16 protein-coding genes and 1 pseudogene are annotated in these 17509 nt (G+C 72.1%); 6 read left to right on the top strand and 11 right to left on the bottom strand.

The genetic code is table 11. The annotated features are described in order from the left end of the window. Positions 1–6: 6 nt before the first annotated feature. The 5 genes and pseudogenes from WJM95_RS08940 to WJM95_RS08920 form a co-directional block, all read right to left on the bottom strand. The gene (locus WJM95_RS08940) at positions 7–1017 is read right to left on the bottom strand and encodes a hypothetical protein (protein WP_339129047.1); all 1011 of its coding nucleotides are present in this window, start codon (positions 1015–1017) and stop codon (positions 7–9) included. After that, complete coding sequence (gene efeU / locus WJM95_RS08935) at positions 974–1849, bottom strand: iron uptake transporter permease EfeU (protein WP_339129046.1); 876 nt, start codon at positions 1847–1849, stop codon at positions 974–976. Before efeU ends, WJM95_RS08940 begins: the two co-directional genes overlap by 44 nt. A 2-nt stretch (positions 1850–1851) precedes the next feature. Then, positions 1852–3144 carry an iron uptake transporter deferrochelatase/peroxidase subunit gene (efeB, locus tag WJM95_RS08930; RefSeq protein ID WP_339129045.1) on the bottom strand — a complete coding sequence of 431 codons (1293 nt, stop codon included), beginning with the start codon at positions 3142–3144 and terminating at the stop codon, positions 1852–1854. A gap of 10 nt (positions 3145–3154) precedes the next feature. Continuing rightward, positions 3155–4291 carry an iron uptake system protein EfeO gene (gene efeO, locus WJM95_RS08925; protein WP_339129044.1) on the bottom strand — a complete coding sequence of 379 codons (1137 nt, stop codon included), beginning with the start codon at positions 4289–4291 and terminating at the stop codon, positions 3155–3157. A gap of 178 nt (positions 4292–4469) precedes the next feature. Then, positions 4470–4742 (bottom strand): annotated as a pseudogene (locus WJM95_RS08920) (hemin ABC transporter ATP-binding protein); the annotation flags it as partial. Positions 4743–4886: 144 nt separating this feature from the next. Between WJM95_RS08920 and WJM95_RS08915 the strand changes: the two are divergent. Next, complete coding sequence (locus WJM95_RS08915) at positions 4887–5531, top strand: PhzF family phenazine biosynthesis protein (RefSeq protein ID WP_339129043.1); 645 nt, start codon at positions 4887–4889, stop codon at positions 5529–5531. 329 nt (positions 5532–5860) lie between these two features. Here the strand turns inward: WJM95_RS08915 and WJM95_RS08910 are convergent, their stop codons facing one another. Both WJM95_RS08910 and map read right to left on the bottom strand, forming a co-directional pair. Next, on the bottom strand, positions 5861–6565 hold the full coding sequence (locus tag WJM95_RS08910) for a biliverdin-producing heme oxygenase (RefSeq protein ID WP_339129042.1): 705 nt from the start codon (positions 6563–6565) through the stop codon (positions 5861–5863). 195 nt (positions 6566–6760) lie between these two features. Beyond that, positions 6761–7618, bottom strand: a complete 858-nt coding sequence (gene map, locus WJM95_RS08905) for a type I methionyl aminopeptidase (RefSeq protein WP_339129041.1) — start codon at positions 7616–7618, stop codon at positions 6761–6763. Positions 7619–7676: 58 nt separating this feature from the next. Between map and WJM95_RS08900 the strand changes: the two genes are divergently transcribed. Further along, the gene (locus tag WJM95_RS08900) at positions 7677–7913 is read left to right on the top strand and encodes a hypothetical protein (RefSeq protein WP_339129040.1); all 237 of its coding nucleotides are present in this window, start codon (positions 7677–7679) and stop codon (positions 7911–7913) included. Positions 7914–8284: 371 nt separating this feature from the next. Here the strand turns inward: WJM95_RS08900 and WJM95_RS08895 are convergent, their stop codons facing one another. Then, a complete protein-coding gene (locus WJM95_RS08895) occupies positions 8285–8887 on the bottom strand; it encodes a hypothetical protein (RefSeq protein WP_339129039.1) in 603 nt (200 codons plus the stop codon). Positions 8888–9002: 115 nt separating this feature from the next. On the opposite strand from WJM95_RS08895, the gene WJM95_RS08890 reads away from it, so the two are divergent. The 3 genes from WJM95_RS08890 to WJM95_RS08880 all read left to right on the top strand — a co-directional run bounded on the left by WJM95_RS08890 (position 9003) and on the right by WJM95_RS08880 (position 11184). Further along, positions 9003–10154, top strand: a complete 1152-nt coding sequence (locus WJM95_RS08890) for a sialidase family protein (RefSeq protein WP_339129038.1) — start codon at positions 9003–9005, stop codon at positions 10152–10154. 68 nt (positions 10155–10222) lie between these two features. Further along, entirely contained in the window at positions 10223–10927 is a 705-nt protein-coding gene (gene npdG / locus WJM95_RS08885) for an NADPH-dependent F420 reductase (RefSeq protein ID WP_339129037.1), read from the top strand. A gap of 95 nt (positions 10928–11022) precedes the next feature. After that, positions 11023–11184 (top strand): hypothetical protein, encoded by a 162-nt coding sequence (locus WJM95_RS08880; RefSeq protein WP_339129036.1) that lies wholly within the window; start codon positions 11023–11025, stop codon positions 11182–11184. A 28-nt stretch (positions 11185–11212) separates the two neighbouring features. Here the strand turns inward: WJM95_RS08880 and WJM95_RS08875 are convergent, their stop codons facing one another. Further along, entirely contained in the window at positions 11213–12010 is a 798-nt protein-coding gene (locus WJM95_RS08875; RefSeq protein WP_339129035.1) for a site-2 protease family protein, read from the bottom strand. Positions 12011–12189: 179 nt separating this feature from the next. Here WJM95_RS08875 and WJM95_RS08870 point away from each other — a divergent pair, with 179 nt between their 5' ends. Then, positions 12190–15516: a BTAD domain-containing putative transcriptional regulator gene (locus WJM95_RS08870; RefSeq protein ID WP_339129034.1), complete on the top strand. Its 3327-nt coding sequence runs from the start codon at positions 12190–12192 to the stop codon at positions 15514–15516. A 68-nt stretch (positions 15517–15584) separates the two neighbouring features. Here WJM95_RS08870 and WJM95_RS08865 read toward each other — a convergent pair whose 3' ends face one another. Next, entirely contained in the window at positions 15585–16415 is an 831-nt protein-coding gene (locus WJM95_RS08865) for an ABC transporter permease (RefSeq protein ID WP_339129033.1), read from the bottom strand. Then, positions 16412–17470, bottom strand: a complete 1059-nt coding sequence (locus WJM95_RS08860; protein WP_339129032.1) for an ATP-binding cassette domain-containing protein — start codon at positions 17468–17470, stop codon at positions 16412–16414. The genes WJM95_RS08865 and WJM95_RS08860 overlap by 4 nt, the downstream gene beginning before the upstream one ends. Between the last annotated feature and the right edge of the window lie 39 nt (positions 17471–17509).

Raw genomic sequence — 17509 nt, 5'->3', positions numbered from 1 at the left:
TCCGGGCTACTCGCCCTTGGCGCCCGTCAGCCCCTCGACCCGCCCGAGGACCGACACCTGCCCCCGGCCCGAGCCCTTCGGCGGGTCCAGGGCGACCTGGTTGGAGACGAACTCCAGGGTCAGCGACTGACCGATCTCGCCGGTCGTCAGCGCCTGCACGTCCGCGCCGGGGGAGGGGATCTCGGTGCCCGCGGCGGCGGTCTCCTTCTCGAAGCGGTGCGTGGCGAAGAACACCAGCGCCCCGCCGTCCGCGGTGCGCAGCCCCACCGGCGCGTAGCCGCCCGAGGACAGCGGCTCGTCGATGTACTGCCGGGCGAGGCCGGGCCGGCTGGCGTACTTCTCCCGCTGGGCCCGCCACTGCGAGGTGTGGACACCCGCCGCGAAGGTCTCGCCGCCGGATCGGAGATAGTCGGCGTACGACCGGCCGAGCCGCCGGGGTTCGATCGCGAGCGCCGGGTCGTCGGCCGCGACGGGCTGTGCCCAGCCGGCGGAGTCGGTCGCGAACTTCGGTACGTCACCCGCGCCGAGGACCGTCAGATACGAGGCCTGCCAGGGCTCACGGACGTTGTCGCGGGTGAAGACGAGCAGCCAGCGGCTGCCCGGAACGCCCTTGTTGGCGGTCGCGTCCGCCACGAACCAGCGCGGCCAGCCCGCCTTCGCCGGGATGGAGAAGCGGGCGTCGTCGAACGTCAGCGCCGAATGCGTCGGATTGCCGCCCGGGCTGCCGAGGTGGCCGGCCTTCAGCCTGGCGCCGTCGATGGCGGCGAGGGGACCGCTGACCCGGTCCGCGTCCTTCGAACGGTCGTACGTCGCGTCCGCCTTGTTGTAGGCGGCGGTGAAGCCGGCCAGCGCGCGGGCGGCGTCGGCGCGGGTCGTGGCCGGCACGACCTCGCGCTCGCCGTGCACCACCACGCAGCCGCTCGCCGCCCACAACGTGGTCACCGTCGTCGCCGCCAGGGCGAGACGGCCGAGCCTACGAGGCCTTCGAGGGCTGCGATCCGTGCGATCCCTGCGCATCAGCTGCCTTCACCTTCTTCTTCCCGGAGGCGAACCCTACCGGGGCGAAGAAGATCGTGAGCGTGGGGACCAAGTACAGCGCCCACACCGTGACCTGAAGGACGGTCGGGTCGGGCTGGAAGTTGAAGACACCCTTGAGCAGGGTCCCGTACCAGCTCGTCGGGTCGATCGTGTCGCTGATGTCGAAGGCCAGACGCGTCAGGCCCGGGATGAAGTCGGCCTCCTGGAGGTCGTGGACGCCGTACGCGAGCACGCCCGCGGCGACGACGACCAGCATGCCGCCGGTCCAGGTGAAGAACTTGGCGAGGTTGATCTTCAGCGCGCCGCGGTAGAACAGCCAGCCGAGCAGGACCGCGGTGGCCAGGCCCAGCGCCACGCCGATCAGCGGACGGGGAGTGCCGTCGCTGGCCGCGTGCACCGACGCCCACACGAACAGGGCCGTCTCCAGGCCCTCACGGCCGACCGCCAGGAACGCGGTCGCGACCAGCGCGCCCGTGCCCATCGCGAGCGCCGCGTCCAGCTTGCCGTGCAGTTCGGACTTCAGATGCCGGGCGGTGCGCCGCATCCAGAAGACCATCCACGTCACCAGGCCCACGGCGAGGATCGACAGCGAACCGCCGAGCGCCTCCTGCGCCTGGAACGTCATCTCCTGCGAGCCGAATTCGAGGGCGCAGCCGAAGCCGAGCGCCACGGTGATCGCGACCGCGATGCCCGCCCAGATCGGCTTCAGGGCGTCCCTGCGCCCCGTCTTCACCAGGTAGGCGATGAGGATGCAGACGACGAGGCTGGCCTCCAGGCCCTCGCGGAGTCCGATCAGATAGTTGCTGAACACGGCTACGCCTCCTTGGAGAACAGCGCCCTGCCCCACCAGTCGTCCTTGTCCCGGACGCCGGGCGGAACGGCGAAGACAGCCGAACTCACGTGCTGGATGTACTCGTTGAGCGCGTCGGAGCGCGACAGGCTCCGCTGGAGGGGGATGAACCCCTTGCGCACGTCCCGCTGGTAGGCGAGGAAGAACAGGCCCGCTTCGAGGCGGCCGAGACCGTCCGTGCCGTCCGTGAAGGAGTAGCCGCGGCGCAGGATCGTGATGCCGTCGTTGGAGTCGGGGTGCGCCAGCCGGACGTGGGCGTCGGGCTTCATGGCCTTCAGGAACGGCTTGTCGTGCTCCTTGGCCTTCCCGGCGGGGGCGCCCTCGCCCTTGTCGCGGCCGAAGACGTCCTCCTGCTCCTGGAGCGAGGTACGGTCCCAGGTCTCGATGTTCATCCGGATGCGCCGGGCCACGAGGTAGGAACCGCCGCTCATCCAGGCGGAGTTCGGGTCGTGGTCCTTCTCGTCGGCCCACACGAACTTCTTCAGCCGCGCGGTCTCGGTCCCCGCGATGTTGCGGGTGCCGTCCTTGAAGCCCATGAGGTTGCGCGGGGTCTGCGCGTCCGGGGTCGTCGAGGAGGTCTTGCCGAAGCCGAGCTGCGACCAGCGGATGGCGACCTTGCCGAAGCCGATACGGGCCAGGTTGCGGATGGCGTGCACCGCCACCTGCGGGTCGTCCGCGCAGGCCTGGACGCACAGGTCGCCGTCGCTGCGGGCCTTGTCCAGGTTGTCGCCCGGGAACTCCGGCAGGTCCACGAGCGCCTGCGGGCGCCGGTCGGCGAGACCGAACCTGTCGAACAGTGACGGACCGAAGCCGATGGTCAGGGTCAGCCGCGACGGCTTGAGCCCGAGGGCCTCACCGGTGTCGTCCGGCGGAGCCTCGGCCAGACCGCCGTACGCGCCCTCGCCGACCGTGTGTCCGGCGGTCATCCGGGCGGCCGCCTGCGTCCAGTCCTTGAGGAGCTGGACGAACTCGGCGCGGTCGTCCGTCTTCACGTCGAACGCGGCGAAGTGCAGCCGGTCCTGCACGGCTGTCGCGATGCCGGCCTGGTGGGCGCCGTGGAAGGGGACGGCGGCACCGGTGTCGGCGCCGGCCGGGTCCACGTCGTTGCCCGTGCGGGTCATGGCGACGGCGCCGCCGGCCGCGGCGGCGCCGAGCGCGAGCCCGGCACCGCCCCAGCCGATCAGGTTGCGCCGGGTCGGCGCGGAGCCGGCGCGGGCGGTGCCGGCGGTGTTCGCGCTGTCGGTCGTGTCCGTCATGGCGATGCTCCTACTTCACGACGGCGGCGGCGAGCTTGGACAGGGGCTCGGCGAGCGCGTTGACGGCGTCCGAGAGCTCCTTGCGGTCGGCCTTGCCGACCGTGTCGTACGAGACGAAACCGTCCGAGGTCTTGTCCGTGCGGTACTTGTCGAGCAGCTTGTCCAGCGCGGCGAACTGCTTGTCGAGCTCCGCCGTCAGCGCCGCGTCGTTCTCCGCGGCGACCGGCTTGAGCAGCTCGTACGCCTTCTGCGCGCCGTCGACGTTGCCCTTGAAGTCGCTGAGGTCCGTGTGCGAGTAGCGGTCCTCCTCGCCGGTGACCTTGCCGGTGGCGACCTCGTCGAGCAGCTCCTTGGCGCCGTTGGCCATGGAGGTCGGGGTGATCTCGGCCTTGCCGACGCGCTTCTGCCAGTCGGTCAGGTCGGTGACGAGCTGGCCGGCGAGGGCCTTCTGCTCGTCACCGATCTTCTTGTCCGCCCACAGCGCCTTCTCCAGCGCGTGCCAGCCGGTCCACTTCTGGCCCTTCTCCAGGCCGTCGGCGCGGGTGTCGGTCTTGGGATCGATGTCGCCGAAGGACTCGGCGATCGGCTCGGTGCTCTCCCAGCCGACGCGCGAGGGGGCGTAGGCCTTCATGGCGGCCTCGAGGTCGCCGGCCTTGATGGCGTCGGCGAACGTCTTGACCCTGGGGATCGTGGCGTCGGCCTCGGACTGCGCCCACTCACGGTAGGAGGCGACGGCCTTGTCCAGGCGCGGGTCGCGCTGGGCGACCTTGCCGCCGGTGACGGTGAGCTTCTGGCGGACGCCGTGGCCCTTCATGCCCGGGCGGCAGGCGATCTCGTACGAACCGGCCTTGACCTCGGCGGTCAGCGTGTACTTGGTGCCGGGGCCGATGTTCTCCTTCTCGGAGACGATGCGGTCGTCGGGGAAGACGATCTCGACCTCGGTGGCCTGGGACCCCTTGTTCTCGATCTTCAGGGTGACGTGGCCGGCCGGCACGGTCTTTGTGGACGTCTCGCACTTGGAGTCGGCGGCCGTCACCTGGATCGCGTCGCCGTTCTTCGCGTCGCTCTTCTGGGTGCAGCCCGTGACGGCGGCCAGAGCGGCCGCGGTGGCGGCAGCGGTGACAACGGACAGTCGGACGGCTCGCATGCAGGCTCCAAGAGAAGTCGGACAAGCCGCACGGCTGGGCCCGTTCGGCATGGTGAGGCTGGCCTAACTTATCTGAGGCTTGCCTCACTGATACCCACCCGTGCGGTGATTCACCTCTCACGGACGCCGTACAGGAACGGCTTGATCACGACGACTCAAACCAATCCCCAAAGAATGGTCAAGGGGAGGTCAAGGGACGGCTTTCGTCGCGTTTCGGGGTGATGGGCGCGGCTCCGGTCCTGGGGTGCGCGAACACCCCCACCGGCTGCCGGTGGACCTCGGCCGGCGACGCGCCGGTGAGAACCTCCGCCGGCGGGCCCCGGGCCGCGACACGACCGGCGCACGGAATCGCGAGCCGGTGCGCGTAGGCCGCCGCCGGACCCGGATCGTGCAACACCACGCCCACCGCGTCACCGGCGTGCGCCCTTTCCCGGCACGCCCGCAGCCCAACTGTCGGACGGGGACGCGGAATCGGCCGCCTCCGGCTCGGGATCGGACGCCTCCGACACCGTTTCCTGTGATCAGGGAGCTTTCGGAAGCGGGCGGTCCGGTCGTGCGGGTCACCGATCGGACGGATGAATGTTTGAATGCCGGAGTGACTGACTACGACGTGCTGCGGGTCTTCTGCGGACCAGGCGGCGGGTATGGCAATGAGCTCGGTGTCGTGCGCGAGGGTTCGGTGATGCCGGACCGTGCGGAACGGCAGGAGTTCGCCGCGAAACTCGGCTTCAGCGAGACCGTGTTCGTCGACGACCCCGAGCGCGGGGTCATCGACATCTACACCCCCTCGCTGCGGCTGCCGTTCGCGGGCCATCCGTGCGTCGGGGTGGGCTGGTTGCTCGATGTGCCCGAACTGGTCACGCCCGCCGGTGTGGTGGGGGTCCGGCTGGACGGCGAGTTCAGCTGGATCGAGGCGCGCGCCGAATGGGCCCCGCCCAGGACGCTGCGCCGGCACGGGACCGCGGCCGAGGTCGACGCGCTGGCCGTGCCGCCGTCGGGCGAGTGGATCTACGCCTGGGCCTGGGAGGACGAGGCCGCGGGCCGGGTGCGGGCCCGCGCCTTCCCCGGCCGCAACGACGGCATCGAGGAGGACGAGGCCACCGGGGCGGCGGCGCTGCTGCTGACCCAGCAGCTCGGCCGTGCCCTCAACATCACCCAGGGCGTCGGTTCGCAGATCCTGACCGCACCCCAGCCGGGCGACTGGGTGGAGATGGGCGGCCGAGTCCGCCTGGAACGCTGACCAAACCTTCGCTTCCGGGTGGGCCGCCCAGAACGCCGGGCCCCGTCAGGGGCGCGGGGAACTGCGCGCCCAGCCCCCACCGGCCGGCAGGCGCACGGCCGGAGCACCCCTTTCCCTGGAGGGCGAGGCAAGGGGGACCCCCCTTCTTCCGGGTGGCCGCCTCGTACGCGTGGGGCCCCTGGGCCCCGGCAGGGGCGCGGGGAACTGCGCGCCCAGCCCCCACTGCCCCGCAGGCGCACGGCCGGAGCGCCCCTTCCCCCGGAGGGCGGGGCGGGACCCGGGGTCCCCGGAGCCCGCCACACCCCCCGCACCCGCGCCCGGGGCGACCTTCACGCGCTCAGCGGGAACTCCGCCCCCAGCGCCCCGAACACCCCGGTGTTCAGGGCGAAAGCCCGCTTGCACTCCGCCACGATCCGCTGCCTCTCCAGGTCGTCGGCCCGGACCCCGTCCAGCAGTTCGCGATAGCTCCGCTTGAACGCGGCCGGGTTGGCGATGTCTTCGAAGACGTAGAAGCGGACCCCGTCGCCCTTGCGGCTGAACCCCCAGGCCCGCTCGGCCCTGCCACGGATGATCTGGCCCCCGGAGAGATCGCCCAGATAGCGCGTGTAGTGGTGGGCCACATAGCCTCCCGGCCACGTCCGGGCGCACTCCGTGACCCGGTCCGCGTACGCGCGGGTCGCGGGCAGCGCGGTGAGCGAGTCCCGCCAGTCGGGGCCGCGAAGATGGGCGAGGTCACGCTCCAGCGCGCCGCGGCGCGGCAGCTCGGGCCGCAGGAACGGCCCGGCCACCGGATCGGCGGCCAGGCGCCCGGTCTCCGCCTCCAGCGCCTCGTACACGAACCACAGCTGCTCGGTGTAGCGCGTGTACGCCTCGACGCCGAGCCGGCCGCCGAGCAGGTCGCTCATGAACGTCGAGGTCTCCGCCTCGGTGTGCTGTTCGTGCGACGCGGTGCGGATGAGCGTCGAGAAGGGGACGGCCGCCGGGTCCGCAGGGTCCGGCGTGCTCGGGGTGTCCGGCGTGTCCGACGCGTTCATGGGGCCTCCGGGGCCGGGGGGAGGGGCGTGAGCCGTTACGGGATCGATCACAGCTTCTATGGTTAGGCTTACCTAAGTCAATAACCTTCCCGACGCTCTGTCGGTAAAACCGTACCCCGATCGGCGGCCGCGTCCACATGAGAGAACCCGCCCTGTGGACAGGGCGGGTTCCATGGGTCCGGGAGCTTCCGGGGGCTACGGCAGGGTGAGGATCTCCGCGCCGCTGCCGGTGACGACGAGGGTGTGCTCGAACTGGGCCGTGCGCCTGCGGTCCTTCGTCACGACGGTCCAGCCGTCGTCCCACATGTCGTAGTCGTGCGTACCGAGGGTGAGCATGGGCTCGATGGTGAAGGTCATCCCGGGCTGCATGACGGTGGTCGCGTGCGGGTTGTCGTAGTGCGGGACGATCAGCCCGGAGTGGAACGAGGAGTTGATCCCGTGCCCGGTGAAGTCACGCACGACCCCGTACCCGAAGCGCTTCGCGTACGACTCGATGACGCGCCCGATGATGTTGATCTGGCGCCCCGGCCTGACTGCCTTGATCGCGCGGTCGAGCGACTCCCGGGTCCGCTCCACGAGGAGCCTCGACTCCTCGTCCACGTCACCGACCAGGTAGGTCGCGTTGTTGTCGCCGTGCACCCCGCCGATGTACGCCGTCACGTCGAGGTTCACGATGTCGCCGTCGCGCAGCACCGTGGAGTCGGGGATGCCGTGGCAGATGACCTCGTTGACCGAGGTGCACAGCGACTTGGGGAAACCGCGGTAGCCGAGGGTCGACGGGTAGGCGCCGTGGTCGCACATGTACGCGTGCGCCACCCGGTCCAGCTCGTCCGTCGTCACGCCCGGCGCGATGAGCTTCGCGGCCTCGGCCATCGCCCGCGCGGCGATCCGCCCGGCGACGCGCATCGCCTCGATCGTCTCGGGCGTCTGCACCTCCGGTCCGGTGTACGGCGTGGGGGCGGGCTTTCCCACGTACTCGGGGCGCCTGATGTTTCCCGGCACGGGAAGGGTGGGAGAGAGCTCCCCTGGTACGAGCAGCGACTGGCCAGACATGACAGCGAGTCTAACCAGCGGGCATGGGGGAACATGTCTCTGGCGAAAGGAGCTGGTGATGGCCCTGTTCAAGAAGAGGACGGTCGGCAAGCCCGGCGAGTGGTACTACTGCCTGGAGCACAAGAAGGTCGAGGAGGGCCCCGACTGCCCGGGCAAGGACCGTTTCGGCCCGTACGCCTCCCGTGAGGAGGCCACGCGCGCGATGGACCTCGCGCGGGAGCGGAACCTCGAATGGGAGACGGACCCGAAGTGGCACGACGCGTCGGGCAAGGAGCCGGGCGCCGAGGACGGCTGAGGCTGCGCCGCCCCCGGCCCCGCCGCGACGCCGGACCCCGGGGCGGGTGACGGCCGGCACCACCGGGGGCGACTCCCCGCCCCCGGAGCCCTGACCGGCACCACCGGGGCGACGCCCGCACGACGGCCGTCCGCGACCACCGCGGCGACACGGTCCGCCACCGCCGCTGTCACCGATACGGCGGCCGTCCGCGCCCGCCGGGGCGACGGCCGTTCGCGACCACCGACGCGACACCGTCCGCTCCCGCCGCTGTCACCGACACGGCAGCCGATCGCGACCACCGGGCGACACGGTCCGCTCCCGCCGCTGTCACCGGTACGACGGCAGTCCGCGCCCGCCGGGGCGACGGCCGCCGGGGCGACGGCCGTTCGCTACCACCGGTACGACGGTGGGGCCGTCAGCTGGTCCGCGAGGCGGGAGAGGCGGTCGCGGAAGCGGTGCCGGCCCCGGGGCGAGGGCAGCGCGTTCTCCCCGGCCGCCGCGCTGACCAGATGCTGCACGGTGTCGAGGTCGAGCTCGGGGTCCTGGGGCACCGTGAGCGACTCGTGCGCCAGCGCCGGCAGCTCGCCCTCCCCGTGGGACAGGGCCATGACCGTCGCCCCCGCCCGCCGGGCGTCGTGCACCCGCTCCAGCAGCGCGCCCCCGGGCGCCTCCGGCGCCACCACGAGCAGCGTCTCCCCGCGCCGGGCCGCCTCGATCCGTCCGAGCCCCACCGCGAGGTGGGCGGGATCGGACTCCCGCGCCCCGTGCCGCACCAGCGTCGGCGACAGCTCCGGCGTTCCCGACCAGGCCGCCTCGTCCACCAGGTGCGCCGCGAGATGCCAGGGTTCGTACGCCTCGGAGCCGACCAGCAGCAACCCGCCTCCGTGCGCCACCACGGCCCCCCGCAGGGTTCCCCCGAACCGCCGTGTCGCACCCAGCCATTCGGTCCCGGCAAGCACCTCGCGCAGCAATGCGACCCGTACGGCATCCATTGCTGCATCCTGCCGCAACGGGCCACTCGTGACCCGGAGTTCACCACGAATTCGCCCAAGTTGGGCAGAACTCCGCACCGACGACCCCACAAGCGACCGCAGCAGGGAGCCGGCCATGACACAGCCGAGCGCAGCGACCGGGACCGACGGGACGACAGGGACCGACGGGACGACAGGGACCGGGGCGGGTGCGGACCCCGCCGTGAGCGTCCCCTTCCGCGCCGGACGCGAGGGCTACGCCAGTTTCCGGATCCCCGCCGTCGTCGCCACCCGTACCGGCACCCTGCTGGCCTTCTGCGAGGGCCGGGTCGGCTCCGCGCAGGACCACGGGAACATCGACATCGTGCTCAGACGGTCCCTGGACGGCGGCCGGACCTGGGGACCGCTCCAGATCGCCGCGAACAACGGGACCGACCTCGCGGGCAACCCCGCGCCCGTCGTCCTCGACACCGGCCGCGTCCTGCTCGTCCACGTCCGCAGCGCCGCGAGCGCCTCCGAGGACGCCCTGCTGCGCGGCAGGGTCAAGGCGGCCGACGGGCGGCGCGTGTGGGTGCAGCACAGCGACGACGAAGGGCTCACCTGGTCGGCTCCCAAGGAGATCACCGCACAGGTCAAGAAGGCGGGCTGGCGGTGGTACGCCACGACACCGGGCCACGCCCTCCAACTCGGCTCCGGCCGGGTGGTGGTCCCCGCCAACCACACCGTCGCGCCCACCGGCGCCGACAACGGGACCGAGGCGAAGTACAACAGCGGGCACTGTCTGCTCAGCGACGACCGCGGGACGACCTGGTACCTCGGCTACCTCGACGAGAACACCAACGGATACGTCAACGTCAACGAGACCACCGCCGCCGAACTCCTCGACGGCCGCGTCTACTTCAACACCCGCAACGACTCCCCGTCGCCCGGCAACCGCGCCGACGCCCACTCCCTCGACGGCGGCAGGACCCTGGTCAAGCCCTTCCGTCCGCAGGCCGGGCTCGTCACCCCGATCGTCCAGGGCAGCCTGCTCCAGCTCCGCGACCCGGACCTGCTCCTGTTCTCGGGGCCCGCGGACCCGGACTTCCGCGCCCTGATGACGCTCCGCGCCTCCGCCGACGGCGGCACCACCTGGCGCTCGGCGCACACCGTGGACGGACTGCCCGCCGCCTACTCCGACCTGGTCCGCGTCGACACCGGCACGGTCGGACTCCTCTACGAGACGGGCGACTTCGGCGCCTACGAGACGATCACCTTCCGGCGTGTCCCGGTGACCGCGCTCGGGTGACCGTGCTCACCCCGGGCGCCCGGCCGTCCCGGGAGCCCCGGCGCGGCCCGCGCACGTAAAGTCGGCCCATGACCTCTACTGACAGTGCACAGAAGGCCCCCGCCAAGGACCCCTGGGACCTGCCCGACGTGTCCGGACTCGTCGTCGGCGTGCTCGGCGGCACCGGTCCGCAGGGCAAGGGACTCGCCTACCGTCTCGCCAAGGCGGGCCAGAAGGTGATCATCGGCTCGCGCGCCGCCGACCGCGCGCGGGCCGCCGCCGACGAACTCGGCAACGGTGTGGAGGGCGCCGACAACGCGGAGACCGCGCGGCGCAGCGACATCGTGATCGTCGCCGTGCCCTGGGAGGGCCACGGCAAGACCCTCGAATCGCTGCGCGGGGAACTGGCCGGGAAGCTGGTCGTCGACTGCGTCAACCCGCTCGGCTTCGACAAGCAGGGCGCCTACGCGCTCAAGCCGGAGGAGGGCAGCGCCGCCGAACAGGCCGCCGCCCTGCTGCCCGGCTCCCGGGTCACCGCGGCCTTCCACCACCTCTCCGCCGTGCTCCTCGCGGACCCGGAGATCGAGGAGATCGACACCGATGTGATGGTCCTCGGCGAGGAGCGGGCCGACGTCGAGATCGTCCAGGCCCTCGCGGGCCGCATCCCCGGCATGCGGGGCGTCTTCTCCGGCCGTCTGCGCAACGCCCACCAGGTCGAGGCGCTGGTCGCCAACCTGATCTCGGTGAACCGCCGCTACAAGGCACACGCGGGGCTGCGGGTCACGGACGTATAGTCCGCGCCGACTGACACGGGCCGCGGGTGACGGACGTACGGGCCGCGTGGGGGACACTGGTGCCAAGCAGTGTCCCCCCGACAGGAGCCGACCCCATGCCCCGCCTCGCTCTCTACGCCCTCGCCGTCTGCGTGCTGTCCCTGGCCGCGGCCGTCGTCTCGTTCGTCCAGGGCAGCTGGCTGGGCATCGTGTGGGTGCTGCTGGTGGGCCTGTCGTCGAACATGACCTGGTACTACGCGCGGCGCGGCAGGGCGTGACCGCCGGCCGGTCCCCGGTCCCCTCCGGTCACGACCGGACGCAGATGTCGCTGTTCGGCTCCCAGAAGCGGTAGAGCCACTGTCCGCAGTCGGTGTCCCGGCCGTCGATGCCCAGGCCGCTCAGGAGCGTGTCGATCAGGTGGAAGAACTCCCGGTTGACCGACGGGATCCACAGCAGCCCGAACACCGCGATCAGTCCGAACGGCGCGAAGGGCTCGACCTGACGGCGGACGCCGTACGACAGCCAGGGCTCGATCACGCCGTAGCCGTCCAGGCCCGGGACCGGCAGGAAGTTCAGGATCGCGGCCGTGACCTGGAGCAGCGCGAGGAACGCGAGAGCGTAGCGGAAGGCGGCCGGGACTCCGTCCAGGGCGTGCAGCCAGAACGGGGCCGTGCACACGACGGCGAACAGCACGTTCGTCAGCGGACCCGCCGCCGAGATCAGGCTGTGCTTCCAGCGGCCGCGGATGCGGTTGCGCTCGATGAACACCGCGCCGCCCGGCAGCCCGATCCCGCCCATGATCACGAACAGCACGGGCAGCACGATGCTGAGCAGGGCATGGGTGTACTTCAGCGGGTTCAGGGTCAGATAGCCCTTGGCGCCGATCGAGATGTCGCCGCTGTGCAGCGCGGTCCGGGCGTGCGCGTACTCGTGCAGACACAGCGAGACGACCCAGGCGGCCGTGACGAAGAGGAACACGGCCACACCGGGCTTCTCGGCGAAGCCGGTCCAGGTGGCCCAGCCGGCCACCCCCGTGACGGCGGCGATGCCGACGAAGACGGGGCTGATCCTCCGGTCGCTGTGGCGGGTCGCGGCGGTGGTCATGGTGCTCCCTGGACTGGCTGGGCTGACGACGGTGTGTTCGGGCCTGCCCGACCGTACCGGGCCCATCCCGAAAACGTCTCGCGATCGGCCATCGGTTCCGGGGATGGTGGGGGAGTGTGCCGTCGGAGCCCTGGCGGAACTCCCTCACCCGGCCCCCGCACCCGACGGCAACAGAGACAATGGACCCCGTGCGCTACCGCATCCTCGGCACCACCCAGGCACTTCGCCCCGACGGCACGCCCGTCCCGGTCGGCGGGGCGCGGCTGCGTGCTCTGCTGACCGTTCTCGCGCTGCGGCCCGGACGGACCGTTCCCGCGGTCGTCCTGGTCGACGAGGTGTGGGACGGCGACCCGCCCGCCGACGCACCCGGAGCGCTCCAGGCGCTGGTCGGGCGGTTGCGCCGGGCCGTGGGCGCGGACGCGGTCGCCTCGGCGGAGGGCGGCTACCGCCTCGAAGCCGTGCCGGACGACGTCGACCTGCACCGCTTCGAGCGGCTCGCCGGTGAAGGCACCCGCGCCGTCGCGGACGGGGACCCCGCCAAGGCCGCCGTCCTCCTCGACGACGCCCTGGCCCTGTGGAGCGGGCCCGCCCTCGCCGACCTCCCCGACCGCACCGCCGAGGCGGCGCACTGGGAGACCCGTCGCCTGCACGCCCGCTGCGCCCGCCTCACCGCCGCCCTGGCCCTCGGCCACGCCGGATCGGTCCTCCCCGAGCTGACCGCCCTGTGCGACTCCCACCCCCTGGACGAGCCGCTCCAGGCCCTGCGGCTGCGCGCTCTGCGGGACGTGGGCCGCACGGCGGAGGCCCTGGCCGCGTACGAGGACGTACGGCGGCTGCTGGCCGATCGCCTCGGCTCCGATCCCGGCGTCGAACTGCGCTCCCTGCACGCCGAGTTGCTCCGCCCGGCCGAGACCGGCGCCGCCGCCCGGGCGAACGGCCCGCAGGCCCGCGCCGCGGGGAACGTCGGCGGGCCCGAGGCGGCCCGCCCCGCCGTCCCGCCGCCCGGCAACCTCCGCGCCCGGCTCACGTCCTTCGTGGGGCGGGAGCACGACATCGATGCCATCCGGGGCGATCTCGCGACGGCGCGGCTCGTGACCCTGCTCGGGCCCGGCGGGGCGGGCAAGACACGCCTGTCCCAGGAGGCGGCAGAGGCCCTGGCCCCCGCCCCGCGGGACGGGGTGTGGCTGGCCGAACTGGCCCCGGTGGACGACCCGAAGGCCGTGCCCGAGGCCGTGCTGACCGCCGTCGGCGCCCGTGAGACCGTGCTGCGCGGAGCCGGTGCCGAGGAGATGCGCGCCGTGGCCGACCGGCACGACGACCCGCTCACCCGGCTCACCGAACACTGCGCCAAGCGCCGCATGGTGATCGTCCTCGACAACTGCGAACACGTCGTCGACGCCGCCGCGCACCTCGCCGAGGCGCTGCTGGAACGCTGTCCCGGCGTGACCGTCCTCGCCACCAGCCGCGAACCCCTCGGTGTGCCGGGGGAGTTGCTGCGCCCGGTGGACCCGCTGCCACAACCCGTCGCGCTGCGGCTGCTCGCCGACCGGGGAGCGGCCGCCCGGCCCGGCTTCCGCGTCGAGGACGACCCCGAGGCGGCCGCCGAGATCTGCCGGCGCCTCGACGGCCTGCCGCTCGCCATCGAACTCGCCGCCGCCCGGCTGCGGATGCTCACCGCGCGCCAGATCGCCGACCGGCTCGACGACCGCTTCCGGCTGCTCACCTCGGGCAGCCGCACGGTGCTGCCCCGCCAGCAGACCCTGCGCGCCGTCGTCGACTGGTCCTGGGATCTGCTCGACGAGGCCGAACGCGACACCCTGGGGCGGCTGTCCGTGTTCGCGGGAGGCTGCGACCTCGCCGCCGCCGAAGCCCTCTGCGGCCCGGCCGCGCTGGACGTCCTCGGCTCCCTCGTCGACAAGTCGCTGGTCGTCGCGGCCCCTTCGGGCGAGGGGGACGGCGGGATGCGCTACCGCCTCCTCGAGACCGTCGCCGAGTACGCGGGCGAACGCCTCGACGCGTCCGGCGCCCGCGCGGACACCGAGCGCGCCCACCTCACGTACTACCGCGAACTCGCCCGCACCACCGACCCGTTGCTGCGCGGACCCGGACAGCGGGCCGCGATCGACCTGATCGAGCGCGAGTACGAGAACCTGCGCACCGCCCTGCGGCACGCCGTCGCCGAGCGCGACGAGCAGGAGGCGCTGTGCATGGTCCTTTCGCTGACCTGGTACTGGCAGGTCCGTGACCAGCGCGTCGACGCCCGCGCCTGGTCCCTGGAGGTGATGGGTCTCGGCCCCGACCCCTTCGCCCCGCCCGTACGCCCGGCCGCCCCGCTGTACGAACGCTGCACGGACTTCCCGCCGCCGATGCGCGAGGAGGTCCTCGAAGAGGCCCGCCGCGGAGTGCACCTCGTCCATCTCGCCTATATGGACATGGACATGGGCGCCTGGCAGACCCCGCAGGCCCAGGAGAAGCTCCGCGTCATCGGGGCGACCTACGAGCCCGGCATGCCGCAGACCTGCCGGACCCCGGGCTACCTCTGGTTCTACGCCGTCCTGCTCACCGGCACGATGGAGCGGTTCACCGAGGTGATCAACAAGACGGTGAGCACCTGCCGGGAACTCGGCTACGACTGGGAGCTGGCCACCGCCCTCCAGATGCGGGCCAACATCCTCGCCAACCGCACCGAGATGGCGGGCGACGCCACCGTGGACGCCGACGAGGCACTGGAGCTCTTCGGCCGTATCGGGGACGCCTGGGGCGCGGCGGAATCGCTCTCCGCGCGCGGCGAGGCCCATGAGCGCAAGGGCGACTTCCGGGCCGCCGCCGCGGACTACGCGGAGGCGGCGAAGTACGCCGAGCGGCTCGGCGCGCGGGCCCAGACGGCGGTGCTCAACGTCCGGCTCGGCAGCATGTACCTGGAGCTGGGGGAGCCCGAGCGGGGCGAGCGGATGATCCGTGAGGTCCTCGCGACCGGGCAGGGCGCCCACAACGAGGCCATGCCGGCGGCCCATCTCTTCCTCGCGATCTGGCTCGGCCGCAAGGGCAGGACCGCAGAGGCGCGCGAGCAGATACGGCTGCTGCGGCAGGACTTCGGGGCCGGTTCCTTCGTTCTGTTCGACGGGTTCATGCTCGGTGCCGAGGCGTGGCTGGACGCGATCGACGGGCGGAACGAGAGCGCCCTGGACAAGGTGCGCGTGGCGCTGGAGCGGTCGGGCGACCGGCTGTCGCGGATGATCGCTCCGCACATGCCCTCCGCGCATCTGACCACGGCCGCCATCGCCCTGAACGGTCTGGACGGCGGCGGCCGGGCCGTGGACGCGGCCCGGCTCCTCGGTGCCTCGGACGCCCTGCTGCCGCCCGGCCACTTCCCCGGCCCCATGGAGGTGGAGGTGCGCGAGCGGGCCGAGACAGGCGCGCGCACCCTCCTCGGCGACACGGCGTACGAGGCCGCGTACGCGGAGGGCGGCGGCCTCTCCCTGGAGGAGGCCACCGCCCTGATCTGAGGCGCCGACGCGAACCGGCCCGATCCGGCCCGGCCCGGGTGGGCGGGGCCGGGTCCGTGCGCCGGACGTCAGCTCTTGGTGCGGAACTTGTGGATGGCGATGGGCGCCATGACCACGGTGAGGGCCGCCGTCCAGCCGAGGGTCAGCCACAGGCTGTGCGCGACCGGGCCGCCCACCATCAGGCCGCGGGCGGTGTCCGCGAGGTTGGACAGCGGGTTGTAGTCGGTGAAGGTCTGGAGCCAGCCGGGCATGGTCGCGGTCGGCGAGAAGATCGACGAGCCGAACTGGAGCGGGAAGAGCACCAGGAAGCCCATCGCCTGCACGGACTGGGCGTTCTTCATCGTCACCCCGAGGACCAGGAAGATCCACATCAGGGCCGAGGCGAACAGGGTGGCGAGCCCCACGGAGGCGAACAGGCCGGGCCAGTTGGTGATGTGGAAGCCGACCAGCACTCCCACGACCATGAGGATCGTGGTGGCGACGACCATCCGCATGAGCTCCACCACGAGCTTGGCGAAGAGCACGGAGCCCCGGCCGATCGGCAGGGTGCGGAAGCGGTCCATCACCCCCTTGTGGAAGTCCTCGTTGAAGCCGGTGCCGACGGCTGTCGCCATGTTCATGGTCGTCATCGCCATCAGGCCGGGCATCACGTACTGCACGTACTTGTCCTGGCCGCCGCCCAGCGACTGCCCGATGGAGCCGCCGAAGACGTACACGAACAGCAGGGTGAAGATGATCGGCATCAGGACGGCGTCGAACATCGACTCGGGGTCCTGGCGGATCCACAGCAGATTGCGGCGGATCAGCGCGCCGATGTGGCGGGCGTGCGCGCGCGGCGAGATACGGGCGTCGGCCTCGACGACGAGGGGGGCTTCGGCGGTGGCGGTGGCGGTGCTCATGCGGAGACCTCCTCGTAGGCGCGGGCGGGGTTCTCGTCCTGCGGGGCACTGGCCTTGTGTCCGGTGAGGGAGAGGAACACCTCGTCCAGACTGGGCAGTTCGGTGGAGATGGAGCCGATCGTGATGCCGCGCGCGGTGACCGCGCCGACCACGGCGGTGAGCTGCTCGTCGCTGAGGATCGGGACCAGCACGCTGCCGGTCTCGCTGTCCACGATCGTCGTGGCGAGGCCGGTGAGCCCCAGCTCGTCGAACATCGTCGCCAGCGGCCGCAGTTGGAGCGGGTCCGCCGGGCGGATCCGCAGCGTCCGACCGCCGACGCGCGCCTTCAGCTCGTCGATCCGGCCGCCGGCGATGACCTTGCCGCGGTCGATGACGGTCAGTTCGGAGGCCAGCTGCTCGGCCTCCTCCATGTACTGGGTGGTGAGGAGCACGGTGACGCCGTCGGCGACCATGCGCTTGACCTCCTGCCACACCTCGTTGCGGGTGCGCGGGTCGAGGCCGGTCGTCGGCTCGTCCAGATACAGCACGGCCGGGCTGCCGATCATCGAGGCGGCCAGGTCGAGCCGGCGGCGCATACCGCCGGAGTACGTCGATGTCGGGCGCTTGGCGGCCTCGGTGAGGGAGAAGCGCTCAAGGAGCTCGTCGGCGCGGCGGCGGGCCTCCTTGCGGGGCAGGTCGAGCAGCCGCCCGATCATGTAGAGGTTCTCCCAGCCGGGGAGCTTCTCGTCGACCGAGGCGTACTGGCCGGTGAGGCCTATCACCCGGCGCAGCTGCCGGGGCTGCCTCAGCACGTCGTAGCCGGCGACCGTGGCCGTTCCGGCGTCGGGGGTGATGAGGGTGGAAAGGCAGCGGACGAGGGTGGTCTTGCCGGCACCGTTGGGGCCGAGGACTCCGAGGACGGTGCCCTCGCGCACGTCCAGGTCGATCCCGTCCAGCGCCTTGGTCTCGCCGTAGTGCTTGACCAGCCCCCGTACGGTGACGGCGCTGCGGCCGGTCGCAGCTTGCCGGGGCGTGTTGTCGATTCGCGTCATGTCCATCAAGGTGCCAGCCGCCACCGACAAACGACCGACAGGATGCCTACAGAACCCGACTGT

It is taken from the genome of Streptomyces sp. f51, assembly GCF_037940415.1.
Lineage (GTDB): Bacteria > Actinomycetota > Actinomycetes > Streptomycetales > Streptomycetaceae > Streptomyces.
The sequence above is the reverse complement of the archived record's forward strand: the minus strand, read 5'-3'. Positions and strand labels throughout refer to the sequence as shown.